Here is a 19,751-nt window from a genome sequence, read left to right as displayed (position 1 = left end):
CCGGCCGTCTTCATCCTCGTAAAGGGGGAGCCTATCATGCGCCTGTCGCGCTTCTTCATCACCCGCCCGATCTTCGCGGGCGTCATCGCGGTCATCATCACGCTGGTTGGCGCCATCGCTTACTGGGGGCTGCCGGTCGCGCAATATCCCGACATCGTGCCGCCGACCGTCACCGTATCCGCGAGCTATCCCGGCGCCTCGGCCGAAACCGTCGCGGAGACGGTCGCCGCACCGATCGAGCAGGAGATCAACGGCGTCGACAACATGCTGTACCAGTCGAGCCAGTCGACCGGCGACGGCAACGTCACGATCACGGTCACGTTCAAGATCGGCACCGATCTGGATGCGGCGCAGGTGCTGGTGCAGAACCGGGTCGCGATCGCGGTCCCCCGCCTGCCCGAGGAGGTGCAGCGGCTGGGCGTCGTCACGCGCAAGACCAGCCCCGACTTCCTGATGGTCGTCAATTTGATCTCGCCCGACAATTCGCTCGATCGCGGCTATATCTCCAATTACGCGCTGACCCAGGTCCGCGACCGGCTCGCACGGATCGACGGCGTCGGCGACGTGCGCCTCTTCGGCAGCCGCGACTATGCGATGCGCGTCTGGATCGATCCCGGCCGCGCCGCCGCGCTGAACCTCACCGCCGGCGATATCGTCGCGGCGCTGCGCGCGCAGAACGTGCAGGTCGCCGCCGGTTCGCTCGGCCAGCCGCCCTATTCGCACGGCAGCGCCTTTCAGCTCAACGTCGAGACGCAGGGGCGCCTGCTCGAACCGGGACAATTCGCCGACGTCGTGATCCGCACCGACGCCGACGGACGGCAGGTGCGCGTCCGCGACATCGCGCGCGTCGAACTGGGTGCGCAGGACTATAATTCCAACACCTATCTGTCCGGCCAGCCGACCGTGATCGCGGCGGTGTTCCAGCGTCCCGGCTCCAACGCGCTCGCCGCCGCCGAGAAGGTCGAGGCGGAGATGCAGGCGATGTCGAAATCCTTCCCCAAGGGGCTGGAATATCGCGTCATCTACAATCCCACCGAATTTATCGCGCAATCGGTGGATGCGGTGATCCACACCCTGTTCGAGGCGATGGTGCTGGTCGTGCTCGTCATCCTGGTGTTCCTCCAGAAATGGCGCGCAGCGATCATCCCGATCGTGGCGATCCCGGTGTCGCTGGTCGGCACGTTCGCGGTGCTCGCGGCGGTCGGCTATTCGCTCAACACACTGTCGCTGTTCGGATTGGTGCTGGCGATCGGCATCGTCGTCGACGATGCGATCGTGGTGGTCGAGAATGTCGAGCGCAATCTGGCGCGCGGCCTGCCGCCGCTGGAGGCGGCGATGGTGTCGATGGACGAGGTTTCTGGCGCGCTGGTCGCGATCGTGCTGGTGCTCTGTGCGGTGTTCGTGCCGACCTTGTTCCTCACCGGCCTGTCCGGCGCCTTCTACCAGCAATTCGCGGTGACGATCGCGACGGCGACGGTGATCTCGCTGATCGTCTCGCTGACGCTGTCGCCCGCGCTCGCCGCCATCCTGCTGCGCGCGCACGACACGCACGAGGGCGGCAACCGCGCCATCCGCTTCGTTCGTGCCGCGGGTGACCGTTTCAACACCGGATTCGAGCGGTTGAGCGTGCGCTACGCCGCGCTCACCGCCCGGCTGGTGCGACGGCCGAAGCGGATGATGGCGGTCTATGCCGGGCTGATCGTCGCCACCGTCGGTCTGTTCTGGGCGACGCCGACCGGCTTCATCCCGGCGCAGGACCAGGGCTATTTCCTGACCATCGTCCAGCTCCCCGCGGGCGCCTCGGTCGAGCGTACCGACGCGGTGGTGCAGAAGGTCGCCAAGCGCATCCTGCCGCTCGCCGGCGTTAAGGGCGTGGTGATGCTGGCGGGCTTCGACGGCCCGTCGCAGACGCTCGCCCCCAACACCGCCGCCGCTTATGTGCCCCTGAAATCGTTCGCCGAGCGCGAAAAGCTGGGCGTCACCTTCGCGGGGCTGATGGACGCCACCCGCAAGGCGACCGCCGACATCGACGAGGCACGCATTCTCGTCGTCCCGCCCCCGCTGATCCAGGGGATCGGATCGGCGGGCGGCTATCGGCTGATGGTGCAGGACCGGCAGGGTGCCGGCTACAAGCAGCTCGACGCCACCGCGGGCGCATTGATCGCCAAGGCCAACCAGACCGAGGGGCTGGCGCAGGTCTATACCTTCTTCAACACCGCGACGCCGCGCATCTTCGCCGACGTCGATCGCCCCAAGGCCGATATGCTCGGCGTGCCGCCGGCGCGCGTGTTCGAGGCGTTGCAGGTCTATCTGGGCAGCGCGTTCGTCAACGACTTCAACCTGATCGGCCGCACCTATCGCGTCACCGCACAGGCCGACGCGCCGTTCCGCTCGACCCCCGCCGACATCGCCGACCTCAAGACGCGATCCGACAAGGGCGGGATGGTGCCGCTGGGGTCGGTCGCGACCTTCCAGGACCGCACCGGTCCGTATCGCGTCACGCGCTACAATCTCTATCCGGCAGTCGAGTTCGATGGCGACACCGCGCCCGGCTATTCCTCCGGGCGGTCGCTGATCGCGATGGAGAAGCTCGCCGCCGACACGCTGCCGCGCGGTTATGGCAGCGAATGGACCGGCATCGCCTATCAGCAGAAAGCGGCGGGCAGCACCGCGGGGATCGTCTTCGCTCTGGCGGTGGTGTTCGTCTTCCTGGTGCTGGCGGCGCAATATGAGAGCCTGCTGCTGCCGCTGTCGATCGTGCTGATCGTGCCGATGTGCCTGCTGGCGGCGATGATCGGAGTCAATCTGCGCGGGCTCGACAACAACGTCCTGACGCAGATCGGGCTGGTCGTGCTGATCGCGCTCGCCGCCAAGAATGCGATCCTCGTCGTCGAATTCGCCAAACAGGCCGAGGAGCAGGTCGGCCTCTCGCCGGTCGAGGCGGCGGTACAGGCCGCGCAGGTGCGGCTGCGTCCGATCCTGATGACCAGCTTCGCGTTCATCCTCGGCACGGTGCCGCTGCTGGTCGCCAGCGGTGCGGGCGCGGAGCTGCGGCAGGCGCTGGGGACGGCGGTGTTCTTCGGGATGATCGGCGTCACCGGCTTCGGGCTGATCTTCACGCCGACCTTCTACGTCGTCTGCCGTGCGCTCGGCCTGCGACTTGCCGCGCGCCGCGTCCGCCATGATGCCGCCGATCCCGCGCTCCAGCCTGCCGAATGAGGAGGGCCGATATGCTCAAATCCCTGACCGCTGCCGTCTCGCTGCTCGCGCTCGCCGCGTGCGCCGCCGGCCCCGACTATCGCCCGCCGGTGACCCCGCCGACCGCCGCCGCGCCGTTCGTCGCGACGAGTGCCGCGACCAGTGTCGCCGCGCCCGACGATCATTGGTGGCGGCTCTATGACGATCCGGTGCTCGACGAGTTGGTGACACAGGCGCTGGCCGCCAACACCGACCTGCGCGTTGCGGTCGCCCGCCTCGCCCGAGCGCGCGCCACGCTGCGCGAGGTGCGTACCGACCGCACCCCGCGCGCCACGCTAGGCGCGGGGGCCACCTACAACCGCTTCTCGCAGGCGCAGCGCCCGCCCGGCGTCGGCAGCGAGACGTGGCTGATCGACGGCGGACTCGACCTGTCCTACGAGGTCGACCTGTTCGGCCGCATCGCGCGCAACGTTGCCGCCGCGCGCGGTGACGTCGCGGCCGCCGATGCCGACGCCGATGCGGTCCGCGTCGCGATCGTCGCGGACACGACCCGCGCCTATGCCGACGCCGCGGCCGCGGCCGAGCGGATCGCGGTGGCCGAGCGGATCGTCGCTTTGCTCGACCGGCAGGTGCGCACCACCGAACGCCGCGTCGACGTCGGCATGACCACCCCGCTCGACACCGCGCGGATCGCCGCGCTCCGCGACCAGCGCAGCGCCGATATCCCGCTGTTGCAGGCCGAGCGGCAGGCGGCCTTGTTCCGCCTCGCGACGCTAACCGGCCGCACGCCGCAAGAGCTGCCCGCGATCGCCGCGCAGCGCACCGCGACGCTGCGCCTGACGCAGCCGATCCCGGTCGGCGACGGCGCCACGCTGCTGGCGCGGCGCCCCGACGTGCGCGCCGCCGAGCGCCGGCTGGCGGCGGCGACCGCGCGCATCGGCGTGGCGACCGCCGACCTCTATCCGCGGATCACCCTGGGCGGGTCGATCGGGCAGACCAGTACCGGGCTGGGCAATCTGTTCGGCGCCGGGCCGCTTAACTTCCTGCTCGGTCCGCTGCTTAACTGGACGGTCAACCGCGACCGCGCGCGAGCACGGATCGCCGGGGCGGAGGCCGATACGCAGGCGGCGCTGGCGACCTTCGACGGCACCGTCCTTACCGCGCTCGGCGAAACGGAGACGGCCTTGTCCAATTATGCCCGCGCGCTGGACCGCCGCACCGCGCTGCAACGCGCGCTCGACCAGGCCGATCGCGCCACCCGCATCACCCGCGCGCAACGCCGCGAGGGGCGGATCGACAGCCTGTCGCAGCTCGACGCCGAACGTACGCTCGCCGATGCGCAGGCCGCGCTCGCCGGGCAGGACGCTGCGATCGCGACCGCGCAGATCGACCTGTTCCGCGCCTTGGGCGGCCGCTGGGCGCGCGAGACGGCGGGAGGCGGGCGGCAATCCTAGACGATCGGTCTAGCCGATGATACGTCAGGGTCATGTCACCTCCGCCTCCCGATACCAGTACGCGTGCCACGATCCTCGCGACGGGCCAGACGATCATGAGCCGCAAGGGGTTTTCCGCCGTCGGCCTGACCGAGATCCTGAAGGACGCCGGCGTGCCCAAGGGCTCCTTCTACCATTATTTCGCATCGAAGGACGCGTTCGGCGAGGCGATACTCGCCGCCTATTTCGCCGATTATCTCGCCGAGATGGATGCGCTGGGCGCGCGGCCCGGCCTGACCGGTGCCGAGCGGCTCATCGCCTATTTCGCGGCCTGGCGCGACAATCAGGGCGCGTTCGACTGTCAGGGGCGCTGCCTAGCGGTCAAGCTCGGGGCCGAGGTCGCCGATCTGTCCGAGCCGATGCGGCTGACGTTGAAGACGGGTACCGCCGCGATCATCGCGCGTATGACCCGCATGGTTGGAGATGGCGTCGCCGATGGCTCGGTCGGCGTGACCGGGGCGGCCGAAGACGTGGCCGCGTCGCTCTATCAGCTCTGGCTCGGCGCCAGCGTGATGGCGAAGATCGTGAGGACGCACGCGCCCTTCGACATTGCGCTGCACTCGACCCGGCAGCTTCTCGGCCTGACGCCGTGACGGAAGCCGAGTCGGCGTCCTGAACCATCGATCCACAAAGCCGTAGACGACCGGTCTAATACAATCTATGTCGGGCTTTGTCATAGCGAAGGAAGCCAGACATGAAGATTTTGATCGTCCTCACCTCGCACGACCAGCTCGGCGATACCGGCAAGAAGACCGGCTTCTGGCTTGAGGAACTGGCCGCGCCTTATTATGTCTTCAAGGATGCCGGCGCCGAGATCACGCTCGCTTCACCAAAGGGTGGTCAGCCGCCGCTCGATCCCAAGAGCGACGAACCGTCGTCGCAGACCGATGCCACCCGCCGCTTCGCCGCCGACCCAGAAGCGCAGGCCGCTTTGGCCAACACGCACGTACTGGCCGAGCAATCGGCTAGGGATTTCGACGCGATCTTTTATCCCGGCGGCCACGGCCCGCTGTGGGACCTCGCCGAAGACCCGCGGTCGATCGGCCTGATCGAGACGGCCATCGCGGCGGACAAGCCGGTCGCGCTGGTCTGCCACGCGCCGGGTGTCCTGCGCCACGTCAAGGGTCCCGATGGCACGTCGCTGGTCGCCGGCAAGACCGTCACCGGCTTCACCAACAGCGAGGAAGCCGCGGTCGGCCTGACCGACGTGGTACCCTTCCTCGTCGAGGACATTCTGAAAGCGAATGGCGGCCAGTTCACCCGCGGCGACGATTGGGCATCGCATGTCGTGGCAGATGGCCTGCTCATTACGGGGCAGAACCCCGGCTCGTCGGCAGATGCCGCGCAGCGGCTGCTTGACCTGCTCGCCGAGCGCAGCACGGACTGACGGTCCGGTACGCGGCCCGGCATGGGGCGATGCCGGGCTGCGATCTGGATAGGCGTTTGTAAAACTACTATCGGTAAAGGGATTTGCACGACTTATATCGATGATGTTGGTTGTTACTTCTTCATACAGTAGTTCAATTGTTTCAAAAATGCTGGCATCTAAAAATAGCTGATTCTAGAAATGGCGAACATCTCATTTAAGTTTTATTAGAGGTTCACGCGCGCCTCGGCATACAATACCCGTCCACGTATGTCGTAGCGGGATGCGTCGAACGGCCGGCGGTCGATCATCGCGAACGGCGGCTTGGCGTTGAAGATGTTGCGGCCGCCAGCGCTCAACGTCAGCTTCGGCGTCGCTTGCCACCGCGTGGTGAAATCATAGGTGGTCAGACTGGCAATGTGCATCGGCTGATCCTTCACACCGTCAAAATCGGAATCCCAGAATTCACCGTCTTCCCGCGTCAGGTCGTAGGTATTCTCATAGGGCGGTATGTATCGCACGGTCAGCCGGGCCATCAGATCGGGGCGGGTGAAGTCCAGATTGCCGACGATCCGGTATTTGTCGATACCAGTCGATGTACCGAGATTGTTGATCGTCGAAACGCGCCCAGCATAGGAAACCTGTTGTTTGAAGTTCCGCGAATAGAGGATCGATGGCGTGATCAGGCCGATACCGGTCGCAATCGCGTAGCTGAATTGTACATCCAGCGACTCGCTTTTGTCCCAGCCGATGTTGATCGGCTTGATGATCTGGCGAACGATATATCCGCTGGCATCCCGTACAAAAAATTCCGGTATCGCAAAGTATTCCGTTGCGGGGATCAGGTCGAACAACTCAGTCGAATCGCTGATCCGGTCGCGGATGCGGGTCCGGTAATAGTTCACTTCGAGATTGAGGTTATGCAGCGCGCGTGGCGGCGTAATCACCAATCCGAGGTTGTAGCTGCGCGCTACCGACGGACGTAGCGTCGGATTGGCTTGCGTTTGAGCCGGAATCGGACCGTTCCAGGTGTAATAAGGATCGTCAGCCGGAGCGAGGGGATCGGAGAAAATGTATATCTCGAAGTTCGTCTGACCCGCAACGACATCGTAAAGCGCGGTGAAGGGTGGAGGCGTAAAGTTGGACGACACGCTGCCCCTCAACAGCAGGCCACCTATCGGCGTCCAGGCCAGCCCGACGTCGGGACTGAGCCGGTCGAAGGTCGACTTGCCGCGGATGAGTGTGCCGCCGTCAGCGTACGGTATATTGTCGACTGTGCCGATCGGCCCGTGGGAATCATACCGATCGTAGCGCGCCTTCAGCGACAGATCGAGGGTGTGGAAAAGCGGTATTCCCATCGTCTCCGCGATCAACGGTACGCGCAGCTCCGCATAGGCCGCCCATAACCGCGTATTCAGCCGTTCTGCGGTTCGCTGGACGATGCGGGGGCTCTTCACCGAATTGGTCCGTGTTTCCCCGCCGATCGCCAGGCGCACCTTGCCGGCCGGCAGCGTGATCGGCGCAGCGGTGAACAGGATGTCGGCATCCTGCGCGCCCGCCGACGTCGCCAGCCGATGGGTGGTGACGAAGAAGACGCTGGCGGGGACGCCGAGTTTGCCGGTTCCATCATCAAGGAAGTTGAACGCCAGCGCCGGATCGCTGCTGTTGATTGCCGCGCATTGTGCCGCGACGATCGCATCGAGATTGGGCGCGGTCACGGTGCCGGTGCTGGCGACGCAATGGCCGTATCGGGTGCTGGTCAGGTTTTGGATGCCCTGCTGCGTCCCGGTCGCGGTGTTGCGCGAATAGGAGTAATTGCCCGAAAGCGCCGTTTCCGGATCGAATTCGTAGCGAAGCCCGCCGTTGACCGTATGCGAGCGGATCGTTGTTTCCTGAAATCCTCGGCGCATGCGCCCATTGGCGTAATCGGCACTGGGATAATAATAGACGCCAAACGTGTTCGCGATCACCGCCTCGGCGGGAAAGTCGCTGCGCTTGAGCGGACTATATGCCTGGGTGAACGGCACGACGATATCGATAGTCTGCCACAGTTCGCGCAGGTTCGCCTTGTTGATCGAGCCGAGATAGTCGAGGGTGACGCGCAACCGATCGGTGATTTTCTGCTCGATATTCAGGGACAGGCCACCACTACGCTGATGCTCGCCGGCGTCGACCGGAATGTTCGGCGCGATCGTCTCGCGATCGATCGGGCCCAACCCGGCGAAGGTCGGATGCGCCATGTCCCCGCCCGGCTTCCACTGGTAGGTCTCATCGACGTCCTTTGCTCTCTGCCCCTTTGACGCCAGGATTTTGTAATCCAGCACGATGGCCCCGGGCTGTGCGCCATCTCTCGAGGATCGTTGGTCGAGAGCATATCTCGACCGCCCCAAAGCCACGAGTTGTTCTCGCGTAATGTACCGGCGGTAGTCGTGCGTGACATAACCGAGCTTGACGTTTTGCGCCGGATCGATCTGCGTCAGCGACAGCGTCCCGGTGATCGATCCACTGCCCCATGAGGTCGCGGCAAGATAGGTCGCCTGGGTCGTGCGCGCGCCGGTGCTGGAATTCTCGTGCCGTAGCGTCGCAGCATAGCCATTATAATGCTTCTTCAGGATGAAGTTGACCACGCCGGCCATCGCGTCTGCCCCGTAGACCGCGCTGTTGCCGCCCAGACTGACCTCGACCCGGTCCACGGCGGCGAGCGGTATGGTGTTGATGTTGGCGAAGCCATCCTCCACCCCCGCCGCACCGGCGATGCGCCGGCCGTTGACCAGCACCAGCGTATTCTTGGTGCCCAGTCCGCGCAGATTGACCCCGGCGACGCCGAGGCCGCCCAATCCGTGCGCATCTTGGTTCGCGGCCTTGTCGCGATTGTTCAGGCCATAGCCTACCGATGCCTGGTTCTGCGGCAGGCTACGAATGAAATCCTGCACGTTGGAGACGCCGAGCGCCTTGATGTCGTCCTGCGTATAGACTTTCACGTCGCTGGTCGGATCATAACCGCCGATACGTGAGCCGGTGACTACGATGGATCCATCCGCCGCGGTGTCCGCCTTGCGTCGATCGGACGTCGGCCGCGCGGGTTGCGATTCGCCGGGCGCGGCCTCGTCCACCGTCTGATCGCCTTGCTTCCGTTCGGACGCTTTCTGATCGTCGACTGCCTGAGCAGGTGGAGTTGCGTCCGCATCCTCGGCGCTGGTCGCAGGCGCGTCCTCCACCGCAGGCGTCGGCGCCTCCGAGGCAGGGCGCGCCTGCGCAAGTGCATGCCCTTGAAACAAAAACGCCGGCGGCAGCAGCATCGTACCGACAAGCAGAATCGTCTTTGTTTTTACATAGTTCGAATGCACTGACTTCCCCCGACTTTATCAAGTCACTGCATAGCCAAGATAATGTTCGAATATGCCCCGAACGATACTTGGCAATGGCGTGATGCCCGATTTCTGACCGGATGCAGAACAAAGCCGAAGCAAGCATTTTTACATACCGATATAGTAGGAATTTCATGGAGTGGTGATCAAGACGGCCTATTGGTTGCCGCGAGGATCTGTACTCATCAATAGCAAAGTCTTGAGCGAGTTTAATCTATGAAGGTTCGGAAGACGCTGATTTTGTGCTTTTTCATGGCGTCCTGCGCGCTACCGGCATTGACCGTACAAGCGGCGGCGGCCCGGCCACATCGCACGGCGGCAGCGGTCGCGGCCGCCCGGCACGACGCTCCGGATCTGATCGAACAGATCAAGCTGCCGTTCGAGCGCTTCACCCTGCCCAACGGGCTGACCGTGATCGTCTATCCCGACCACAGCGTGCCAAAGGTGCTGGTATCGGTGACCTACCGCGTCGGCTCGAAGGATGAACCCCAGGGCAAGACGGGATTTGCCCATCTCTTCGAGCATATGATGTTCCAGGAGACGGAAAATCGGAAAGGCGAGTATTTCAAGAAGTTGCTCGATGACGGTGCGATCGACGTCAACGGCAACACCACCACCGACCGGACACGATACTATGAGGTCGTGCCGACGCGCGAGCTGGACCTAGCGCTGTGGATGGAAAGCGACCGGATGCAATATCTGCCCGGCGCGATCGACCTCAAGGCACTCGACGGGCAGCGCGCCGTGGTCAAGAACGAGAAGCGGCAACGCGAGACGCCGGAATCCGCCGCACGCAGCGCAGCCTATACCGCCGCTCTCTATCCAAAAGGCCATCCGTACGATCACGCGCCGATCGGATCGATGCAGGATCTCGACAACGCCAGCGTCGCCGATGCACGGAGCTGGTTCGACAATTATTATGGCGCCGGCAACGCCATCCTGCTGCTTGCCGGCGATATCGACCCGGTGACGGCACGCGAGAAGGTCGCGCGCTATTTCAAGGATGTGCGACCGGGCAAGCGCGTCCAGGAGATCAAACGCTGGGTGCCGGTGCTCGGCGAGGGCAAGCAGCTCCACTTCTTCGGCAAAAGCGGCACGATCCAGCTCGAGCGCACCTGGCCGGTGCCGACCGGGGACGAACGCGAGGGGACGCTGCTCCAAATGTTCGCCTCCGCGATCGCCGGTGCGCCGCAGCTCGCGCTCAATCAGGCGCTGGTCGAAAACGACGGCCCGGCCCTCGGCGTATCGGCGAGCTTCGGCGACGCTTCGGTCAACGGCACCTTCTCGATCGGGGTCGACGTCAAACCGGGCGCGGAGATCGCCGAGATCGACCGGCGCATCGACGCGGTGATGGCGAAGCTGCTGCGCGACGGGCCGGACCCGGTGGTGCTGCGCCAGAATTTCGCGATCAAGGACAAGTCGCTGCTCGCCTCGCTGGAGAATCCGCAATCGGTCGGCGGCCTGCTGGAGGCGGGCGAACTGATCGCCGGCGATCCCTTGCTGTTCAAGGTCGGCCGCCGTTGGGAGAAGGAAGCGACACCGTTCGAAATTGCGGCGGTGGCGCGCAAATGGCTCTCGCGTCCCTATCTCGCGGTCCGCACCGACCCGGAACCGAAAACACAGCCGGCAATTGCCGGATCGGTCGACCGGCATCAACCGCCGGTAGCCACGGCGGTGACATCATCGTCGCGCCCCTTCCCGACGATCGAGCGCGCGACGCTCGCCAACGGCGCCAGACTGGTCGTCGTGCACCGGCCGCGGCTCCCGCTGGTCAGCGTCGCACTCCAATTCGCCACCGGCCAGATGATCGACCATCGCTATCCGCGGGGGCTGTCGACCCATACGTTCGGCAGCCTGTTCGAGGGCAGTCAGCGTTATCCCCACGGCGCGTTGGAAGCGCGGATGCGCGATCTGGGGATATTTCCCGGCACCGGCAGCGGCGACCGGCGCTGCACTTTGAGCTTCGCGAGCGACACGGCCGGGCTGGGCGCGGGGATCGACCTCGTCACCGAGGTGCTGCGCGAACCGTTATTCCCACAGAAGAAGATCGACGAATATATCGCCCGCGTCGATCAGACGTTCGATGCCTATGAGAGCAATCCCGCCAATGCGCAGAGCGCGTTGTTCAACTCGGCATTATGGGGTCGAGACCATCCTTACGGCTGGATCGACACGCGCGCCGAGGCGAAGAAGGTGTCGCGCGACGAGATGCTCGCTTTCTATCGCAACGAACTCGCGCCGGCCAATCTGACCGCCTATTTCGTCGGCGACATCACGCTCGAAAAGGCCCGTACGCTCCTCGAACAGCATCTCGGCAACTGGCATGTCGATGCCAAACCCGCCGCGACGATCGCCACCGCGCCGGCCCGTCCGACCGGCGTCCGCGTCGTGCTGATCGACGTGCCCGGTGCCGAGCAGAGCAACATCCTCGCCGGCCGCCTGATCGAGCCTTGGGAGGCGCGACGGACGATGGCCGAACAGCTCGCCAATTCCGCACTCGGCGAAAGCTTCACCAGCCGCATCAACATGACCGTGCGCGAGGAGAAGGGTTGGTCGTACGGCATGTATTCGCACCTCGGCGGCTCGGTCCAGTCGCAGCGCACCTTCTACGTCAGCGGCGCGGTGCAGACCGACAATACCGCCGACGCGATCCTCGAGATCGTCAAGGAGATCGGCGCGTTCACCCACGACCGGCCGCTGACGTCGGCAGAGCTGGACGGACAGAAGACCGCCGTGCTCAACCGGATGGAAACCGGATTGAGCTCCAACGCGGCCTATCTCGGCGCGATGCTCGACGCGGACACGCGCGGCATGCCGCTCGATTATGTCACCGGCGTACCGGATATCGTCCGCGGCATCTCACTGGACGAGGCGCGCAAGGTTGCCGCGGAAACGTTCCGCACCGACGATTTCGTCTGGAGCATTTCCGGCGACCTCCGCCGGATCGAACCCGCTATCCGGGCGCTGGGACTTGGGCCGGTGGAGGTACAGGACGTCTATGGGCGGCGGTTGCGATGAATGCCGGCCTGCATGCCAGATCACTGGTGCTCCTCCCCAATCAACGCGTTAGCTGAAGAACGCGGCGCGCATCGGCAGCATTGCAGCACCGATGACGGGGGCGTCAGTGCCGATCGCGGAGCCGACGATCCGCGGGGCGGGACGGTGATGCCCCCGACGCTCGGGATTGGTGAAGCGGATGCGGGCGGCGATCCGGTCCGCCAGCGCGGGCGGCAGTCGGCCGCCGAGTACGATCAGTTCGGGATCGAGGATCGCGGAGATCGCCGAGGCGACGAGGTTGAGCGAGGGCGCGCACGTGTCGAGCCAGCCGTCGATTGCCGGATCGTGCGGATCGAAGCCAGAGAGCATGGCATGCAGGTCGGGCCACGAATGGCCATGCGCGGCAAGCCAGAGCCGCAGCTTCTCCAGATTCGGTTGCGCCCAGCCTTCGGGCAGGATCGAGGCGAATTCGCCGGCGTTGCGATGCGCGCCGCGCATCGGCGCACAGCCCGCGACCACACCGCCGCCGAAGCCTGCCGCGAAATAGAGATAGGCGAAATCGCTTACCGTCCGCCCGACCCCCAGCATCGCCTCGCCCACCGCGGCGACATTGCCGTCATTGTCGATCCATAACGGCCCGCCGAGCCGATCCGCCAGCATTGTATCGAGCGGTATCAACGCCCAGGGATCGAGCTGCGCAGGCGGGTTGAGCCGCGCTCCGTCGCCGACGAAATAGCCGGTCACCCCCACGCCGATGCCGATCCGCCGCGCTGGATCGAGCCCGGCGGTCCGGACGGCATCGTCGATCAGGCGCGCGAGCTGATCGGCCGCGACCGCGAAATCCGCGCTCTCGAGCGGCGCCGAGGCGCGCGCCCGGATCGCACCGGTGATATCCATCAGCGCGAGCGAGACCGCATCGGTCATCACCGAGATGCCGACGGCAAAGGCCGCGTCGGCGAGCAGGCGCAGCGGCGCGCTCGGCTTGCCCCGGCCGCTGATCTCCGGCGCCCCCTCGCCCACCAGACCGCGCTCGAGCAGCGGTTCGACCAGCCGGGTGATCGAATGCGGAGCGAGGCCGGTCGCCCGCGAGAGATCGGCCCGCGAGGCAGCCCCCCGCTTCGACAGCAAGGTCATCACCACGCGCTCGTTGGCGGTCGCCGTCCGACGGCCGTCGTCGCGCAGGAAGGATGCCGGGAAGGCGCCGGCGAACGGATCGATCATCGCTCCTCGACACCGTGCCCACCGCGCCGTGTCAACTGGCCAGGGGCAAAGACGCCGCCGAAAGCGGTGCGGCGGCGGTTCATCGTACCCAGCGCACCTTGTAGAGATGCAGATCGGGTACCGGCACCTGCTGCCGGTCGCTGCCATCCGGTCGCATCACCGTGAAGCCGTGCGCCCACCAGCTCGCCTCGGCCTGCACCCAGGCGATGCGATCGTCGACCGCACTCACCGCCTTGACCTGCCGGCCGGGATTGAGCGGCACATAGGCTGCGAAGCTGCCGCCATCGGGATCGAAGCGCCATACGCCGTCGTCGGTCGTGACGAAATAGCCGCCGTCCGGAGCAGGCGACAGATCATGGCCGTCGTGCCGGCCCGGCAGCGGCCAGCGCGCGCTTTCGACCAGCCGCGGCCCGGCCGCGCCGCGGTCGAGGCGGAAGGCCTGAACGAGATCGTGCGACAAGGCGAACAGCCGTTGACGGCGCTCGTCCCACACCGCGCCATGACCGGAGGGCAGCGGTAGGGTCTGGACGACCCGCTCGCTGTGGCGGATATCGAACAGGTCGAGCCGGTCGCCGGCCGGATCGATCGACAGCGCGATCGCGACCAGGCCGCCGGGCAGCAGTGCCGCCGAATGCGCCATCGGCACATGGGCCCGGAACCGGACCCGCCCCGTCGCCCGATCGATCAGCACCGCGCCGCCGGTCGAGGCGGTGACGAGGATCGCGCGGCCGTCCTCGACCGGTTTGCATTCGTCGATATGGCCGAGCAGGCGGTCGCGATAATCGCGCGGCAGATCGGTTGCGGTTTTGGCCGACCAGCGCCACGACTCGGTGGTGGCTTTGTTGTCGATCTTCAACTCACGCACCTGATCGTCGCCGCAGGCATAGACTAGGCCGGATACCTCCACCGATGTGGCGGCGAGCAACATGCCGAGCAACATCATTGTCATAGGTCCCTTCGTCTGCGCGGCTGCGCCAGATCGCGCCGCGTCACCGTTATGTCACCTATAGTTATTAAATGACGCTCCCAAGTCAAACCTAGGGGGAAATGTCATGTTGCTGCGTACCACCTGCCGTGTCCTGTTGATGCTGTCCGGCGCGGTCCCCGCGATCGCCGCCGCGCAGAGCGACACGCTTCCATCGGCGTCGCGCGAGAATCCGTCGGCCACCGCCGGACCGGAGGCGGAGGGGGATATCGTCGTCACCGGCGCACGGTTGCAGGCCAAAAAGGACATCGCTGCGAAGCGCGAGATCGCTGTCATCTCCGACAGCATCAGTTCCGACGAGGTCGGTACGCTGCCGGACTTCGGGCTCGGCGAGGCGCTGACCCGCGTGCCGGGTGTCTCGACGATCCAGAACAACGGCCGTGGCGAGGCGCAATTCCTCTCGATCCGCGGGCTCAACGCCGATTACAATCTCGTCGAGATCGACGGCGTGCCGCTGCCCGCCAACGAGATTTCGCGCCGCAACGTCTCGCTCGACGTGATCCCGTCGTCGCTGGCGAGCCGGGTCGAGGTCTATAAGTCGATGACCGCGGCGATGAACGGCAACGCGATCGGCGGCATCGCCAACCTGCGCACGCGCAGCGCGTTCGACAATGGCGGCAAGAGCTTCGTCGGCGGTCGCGTCGATATCGGCCGCTGGGACTTCCGGCGCACGCGCGGCGGCAACCCGCCGTCGGGCCAGGCCGAACTGGTCGGCGCGACGACCTTCGGTCCCGACCGGAAGTTCGGCATCGTCGTCGCCGGTAGCTATTTCCGCCGGGTGAGCGCGTCGCTCGACAGCGCGAGCACGACGCCGCTCTACGTCGATCCCGCGAGCGGGCGGCGGCTGAACCCGGCGATCAGCGACGCCAGCAATGCCGCCGTCGTGCCGTCGGTGCGCCGCTGGCTGCACTATGACAATCTTCGCCAGCGCTACGGCGGCTTCGCCAAGCTGGAGTTCGACGATCATGCGATGTTCAGCGGCGCACTGACCGTCGCCGACTTCCATCACACCAACGACGAGGATCGTCAGGCGAACAGCGTCACACCGAACACGGCGGTGACCGCGGCGACCAACACCTACACCTATATCACCGATGTCACGCCGTCGGGCGGCAAGGTCACCAGCGGCAATTACGCCCAGGCCGACGAGTCCCGCTTCTTCCAGAAGCGCGGCATCAAATATGCCGACCTGCATGGCGAACTGACGCCCGGCGACCATATCCGTGCTGACCTCGGGGTCAATTATGCGGTCGCCACCTATCGTCAGGATGCGACGACGTCGGTCTTCCGTATCCCCGCCGGCACACGTCTCGCTTACGCTTATGCGCTCACGCCGGGCGGCTTCCCGCAATTCACCTTCGCGGAGCCGGCCTATGTGACCGATCCGACCAGGTACAATTTCTACGACTATCAGACCACGCCCGACGATCAGAAGGAGAAGGCGCTGACCGCGCGCGCCAATCTGACGGTCAACATGGCGAATGAGGATGACGGTTTCGGCTTTGCGACGGGCGCCTATGCCCGCTTCCTTGACCGCCGCTACGACCGCACCGTCAGCGATTACACCCCCGTCGCCGGAGCCGCACCACTCTCCAGCTTCATCGCGCCGCAGCGTTATACGCCCTATAACGGCAGCGGACAGCGCGTGATGTTCTTCGATCCGGCCGCGGTCACCGCCTATTTCCACGCCAATCCCGGCAAATTCACGGCGAACGCGACCAACGGCCAGGCAAGCCTGCAATCCGACTATACGCTGACCGAAGAGATCAAGGCCGGCTATCTGATGGGGCGCTACGCCCGCGACGCGGTGCGGCTGACCGCCGGCATCCGCTACGAAGACACCGGATTGTCGACGGGCTCGTACAATTTCACCACGCTCGGCAAGACGACGCGTCTCGGCTACGGGCAGCAGCGCCAGCATTATCACGACTGGCTGCCGTCCGCGCAGCTCGATTGGACCGTCACCGCGGACCTGCGCGCCCGCGCCGCCTTCAGCCGGACGCTCGCCCGGCCCAATTACAACGATCTGGCGGGACGGCAGTCCATCGCGATCAACACCGGGACCAACTTCGTTACCATCACGACCGGCAACGCGCAGCTCCGCCCCCGCCGCAGTGACAATTACGACGTCAGCCTCGAATATTACGCCAGCCGCGATGTCCTGTTCTCGGCGGCGGGCTTCATCAAGACGGTGCGCGACGAGATCCTGACGGTCAGCGACACCGCGCTGCAACCGTATAACGGCGTCGTCACGCAGGTCACCACCACGCGACCGGTCAATGCCAGCGGCACGGTGATCCACGGCGTCGAACTCAATGCGGTGGTCACCCGCATGGCCTTCCTGCCGCAACCGCTCGACGGCCTCGGTTTCGCCGCCAACGTCACCCTGCTGCAACCGACGCCGCCGACGGTGATGATGACCAGCGGCAGCCGCCGCCGCCTGTCCAGCCTGGTCGAGAGCGCGAACGTCGTCGCCAATGTCCGTGCGTTCTACACCCTCGGCCCGGTGACGGTGCAGGGCGCATGGAACCACCTCTCGCCACTGTTGCTGACCGTCTCGACCACCGATCCGACGCAGGACGTCCGCTACAAGGCAAGCGACACCTTCGATGCGCAGGTGCGTATACGCCTGTCGCGCGCGATCACCGTGGTGGCACAGGGCAAGAACCTGTCGGACAATCGCCCGACGCGTATGGTTGGTCCCGGCTTCGGCCTGCTCAGCGAAGAGCTCGAGAATGGCCGCGCCTATTATCTCGGCACGTTGTTCCGCTTCTGAACGGACGGGGGAGGCCGCGGGCGGGGCGTTCGACGGCGGTACTGGACATATCAGCCGCACCATGGTTTCGGCGACGCATGACCCGCAGCCCGTACCGCCGGTGATCGCAGACCTCGACCTTCTGTTTCGCGGCGGTGCGATCGGGTTGCTGATGCTGGCGGCGGTGGTATTCGCGCGTGCGCCGGCCTCGCTGCCCAGCCGGTTCGGCGTGGCGCTGACATCGTGTACGATCGTCGGAACGCTCGCCGGCCTGCCTCATCCACCGGGCGTGTTCGATCCGCTGCTGGATCTGAGCGCGAGCGCGGCGATACCGCTGTTCTGGCTGTTCGCGCGCGCGTGGTTCGACGATGCGTTTCGCCCCACGCGCGCCGCCCTGGGCCTGTCGGCGGCGTTTCTGGGCTGCACGCTGTACGCCAGCCTGGCGGCACGCGGCTGGGCGCCGCCGATCGTCGGGCTGGAAGTAGCGGTCTATCTCGGCGGGATGGCGTTCGCCGTCCATGCGCAATGGCTGGTCTGGCGCAACCGGTCGGGCGATCTGGTCGAGGCGCGACGGACGGCGCGGACGATCTTCGTCGCGTCGATCGGGCTCATCATCCTGTGGCTGCTGGGCAGCGAGATCGTCGGCCGCGTCACGGGTGAGCGCGCGCTGTCCGGCATGGCGGCCGCGGCCGGACTGTTCCTCGGGGCGTTCGTGATAACCGCGCTGCTGTTCGGATTGCGGCATCCCGAGGTCTTCCCCAGCACGATTGCCGGCATAACGGACGAGGACGCGGTGCCGGAGTCCGTGCCGGAACCGCTCGACGCGGCTCTCGAACACCGGCTCGCGACGATGATGACGCAGGAGCGCGCCTATCGCGATCCCGAACTGACGATCGGCACGATCGCCGCCCGCGTCGAGACGCCGGAATATCGCGTGCGCCGGCATATCAATGGCGGCCTCGGCTATCGCAACGTCAGCGACTATCTCAACGAACATCGGATCGCCGAGGTTCGCGACGCGCTGGCCGACCCGGCGCAGGCGGACGTGCCGATCCTGACGATCGCGATGGACGCGGGCTTCGGGAGCCTCGTGATGTTCAACCGCGTCTTCAAGCAGCGCCTGGGCGAGACGCCGAGCGCGTTCCGGCGGCGGCATATCGGCGGCTAGCCCGGTTGCGGACCGGTCCTTTCCGAAAATGACCGGTCGATTTCGAGGAATTGCAGGCCCGCACCGCGCCGGACCGGCAGGGCGACCGCGTTCACCAACAGGACGCGTCGATGCCGAATATCCTCCCTTTCCCGGTCGGGCTGATCGCCACCGGTCTGACCCTCGCCTGCGCCGGCTGTTCCCCCGAGCCGATCGCATCGCCGCGGGCCGATACCACGCTGGTCGATACCGTCACGATCCATCATGCCGGCGGGCGCACCGCCTCGTTCGACGGCATCGTGCGTCCGCGCCGCGATCTCGCGCTCGGCTTCAAGACGGGGGGGCGGGTGCTCGCATTGGCGGTGCAGGTCGGCGACCATGTCCGCGCCGGGCAGGTGCTCGCCCGTCTTTCGCGCAGCGCGGCGATCGCCGATAGCGGACAGGCGCGCGCCGAACTGGCGGCGGCGAGTGCCGAGGCGGTGCGGGCCGACGAGGCGGCACGACGCGCGGCGGGGCTGGACGGGATCGGCGCGCTGTCGACCGCCGAGGTGCGCGACCGCGCGCTGGCCGCCAGCGCTGCCACGGCGAAGCGCGCGGCGGCGGCGGCGGCGTTCGCGCACAGCCGCGCGACGCTCGCCGATGCTTTGCTGGTCGCGCCGGAGGACGGGGTGGTGACCGAACGCACGGTGGAGCCCGGCATCGTCGTCGAGGCCGGCAGCCCCGTCGTCCGGCTCGCGGCGGGCGCTCCCGAAATCGAGGTGCGCCTGCCCGAGCGGGCGCATCCGGCCGTCGGCACGCTGGCGGAGGCGAGCTTCTGGTCGGCGCCCGATACGATCGCCGAGGTACGGCTGCGGCTGGTCGGACCGGCGGCGGACGGCGCGCTGCGCCTCCGCACCGCGCGGTTCGCGTTGCTCCGCGACCTCCCGCCGATCCCGTTCAACAGTTCGGCCACCGTCACGCTGCAAACGCCCGATGCCGATGCGACCGTCCGCGTGCCGCTGACCGCGCTCGGCGCGCGCGGCGGCCGGCCGCACGTCTGGTCGCTGGCGATGGCCGGCGACCGCGTCCATCGCCGGCCGGTGCGTCTCGTCGATCTGCGCGGCGACGACGCGATCGTGGCCGGACTGCGCGACGGCGAGCGGATCGTCGCGAGCGGCGGCGATACGCTGTCCGAGGGGCAGCGCGTCGTCATGACCGGCGTCGTCCCGGGCGGCAATTGAG

11 protein-coding genes are annotated in these 19,751 nt (G+C 66.3%); 8 read left to right on the top strand and 3 right to left on the bottom strand.

Annotated features, from left to right (window positions below):
* Positions 1–36 precede the first annotated feature (36 nt).
* From AC07U4_RS02005 to AC07U4_RS01990, 4 genes are all read left to right on the top strand, one after another.
* Entirely contained in the window at positions 37–3,219 is a 3,183-nt protein-coding gene (locus AC07U4_RS02005; RefSeq protein ID WP_495194260.1) for an efflux RND transporter permease subunit, read from the top strand.
* A gap of 11 nt (positions 3,220–3,230) precedes the next feature.
* The gene (locus tag AC07U4_RS02000; RefSeq protein ID WP_495194259.1) at positions 3,231–4,652 is read left to right on the top strand and encodes an efflux transporter outer membrane subunit; all 1,422 of its coding nucleotides are present in this window, start codon (positions 3,231–3,233) and stop codon (positions 4,650–4,652) included.
* 32 nt (positions 4,653–4,684) lie between these two features.
* The gene (locus AC07U4_RS01995; RefSeq protein WP_495194258.1) at positions 4,685–5,284 is read left to right on the top strand and encodes a TetR/AcrR family transcriptional regulator; all 600 of its coding nucleotides are present in this window, start codon (positions 4,685–4,687) and stop codon (positions 5,282–5,284) included.
* A gap of 101 nt (positions 5,285–5,385) precedes the next feature.
* Positions 5,386–6,078: a type 1 glutamine amidotransferase domain-containing protein gene (locus tag AC07U4_RS01990; protein WP_495194257.1), complete on the top strand. Its 693-nt coding sequence runs from the start codon at positions 5,386–5,388 to the stop codon at positions 6,076–6,078.
* A gap of 206 nt (positions 6,079–6,284) precedes the next feature.
* Here AC07U4_RS01990 and AC07U4_RS01985 read toward each other — a convergent pair whose 3' ends face one another.
* Complete coding sequence (locus AC07U4_RS01985) at positions 6,285–9,404, bottom strand: TonB-dependent receptor domain-containing protein (RefSeq protein WP_495194256.1); 3,120 nt, start codon at positions 9,402–9,404, stop codon at positions 6,285–6,287.
* A gap of 237 nt (positions 9,405–9,641) precedes the next feature.
* Between AC07U4_RS01985 and AC07U4_RS01980 the strand changes: the two genes are divergently transcribed.
* Complete coding sequence (locus tag AC07U4_RS01980) at positions 9,642–12,443, top strand: M16 family metallopeptidase (RefSeq protein WP_495194255.1); 2,802 nt, start codon at positions 9,642–9,644, stop codon at positions 12,441–12,443.
* Between the two features lie 48 nt (positions 12,444–12,491).
* Here the strand turns inward: AC07U4_RS01980 and AC07U4_RS01975 are convergent, their stop codons facing one another.
* A complete protein-coding gene (locus AC07U4_RS01975; protein WP_495194254.1) occupies positions 12,492–13,643 on the bottom strand; it encodes an ROK family transcriptional regulator in 1,152 nt (383 codons plus the stop codon).
* 79 nt (positions 13,644–13,722) lie between these two features.
* On the bottom strand, positions 13,723–14,592 hold the full coding sequence (locus tag AC07U4_RS01970) for a DUF6528 family protein (protein WP_495194253.1): 870 nt from the start codon (positions 14,590–14,592) through the stop codon (positions 13,723–13,725).
* A gap of 103 nt (positions 14,593–14,695) precedes the next feature.
* Between AC07U4_RS01970 and AC07U4_RS01965 the strand changes: the two genes are divergently transcribed.
* From AC07U4_RS01965 to AC07U4_RS01955, 3 genes are all read left to right on the top strand, one after another.
* Complete coding sequence (locus AC07U4_RS01965; protein ID WP_495194252.1) at positions 14,696–17,404, top strand: TonB-dependent receptor; 2,709 nt, start codon at positions 14,696–14,698, stop codon at positions 17,402–17,404.
* A 61-nt stretch (positions 17,405–17,465) separates the two neighbouring features.
* A complete protein-coding gene (locus AC07U4_RS01960) occupies positions 17,466–18,551 on the top strand; it encodes an AraC family transcriptional regulator (RefSeq protein ID WP_495194251.1) in 1,086 nt (361 codons plus the stop codon).
* A gap of 110 nt (positions 18,552–18,661) precedes the next feature.
* Positions 18,662–19,750, top strand: coding sequence for an efflux RND transporter periplasmic adaptor subunit (locus AC07U4_RS01955; RefSeq protein ID WP_495194250.1), 1,089 nt, complete (start codon positions 18,662–18,664; stop codon positions 19,748–19,750).
* Position 19,751 lies beyond the last annotated feature (1 nt).

Source organism: Sphingomonas sp. GW821-FHT02B09 (assembly GCF_059421875.1).
This window is presented reverse-complemented; position numbering and strand designations above follow the sequence as displayed.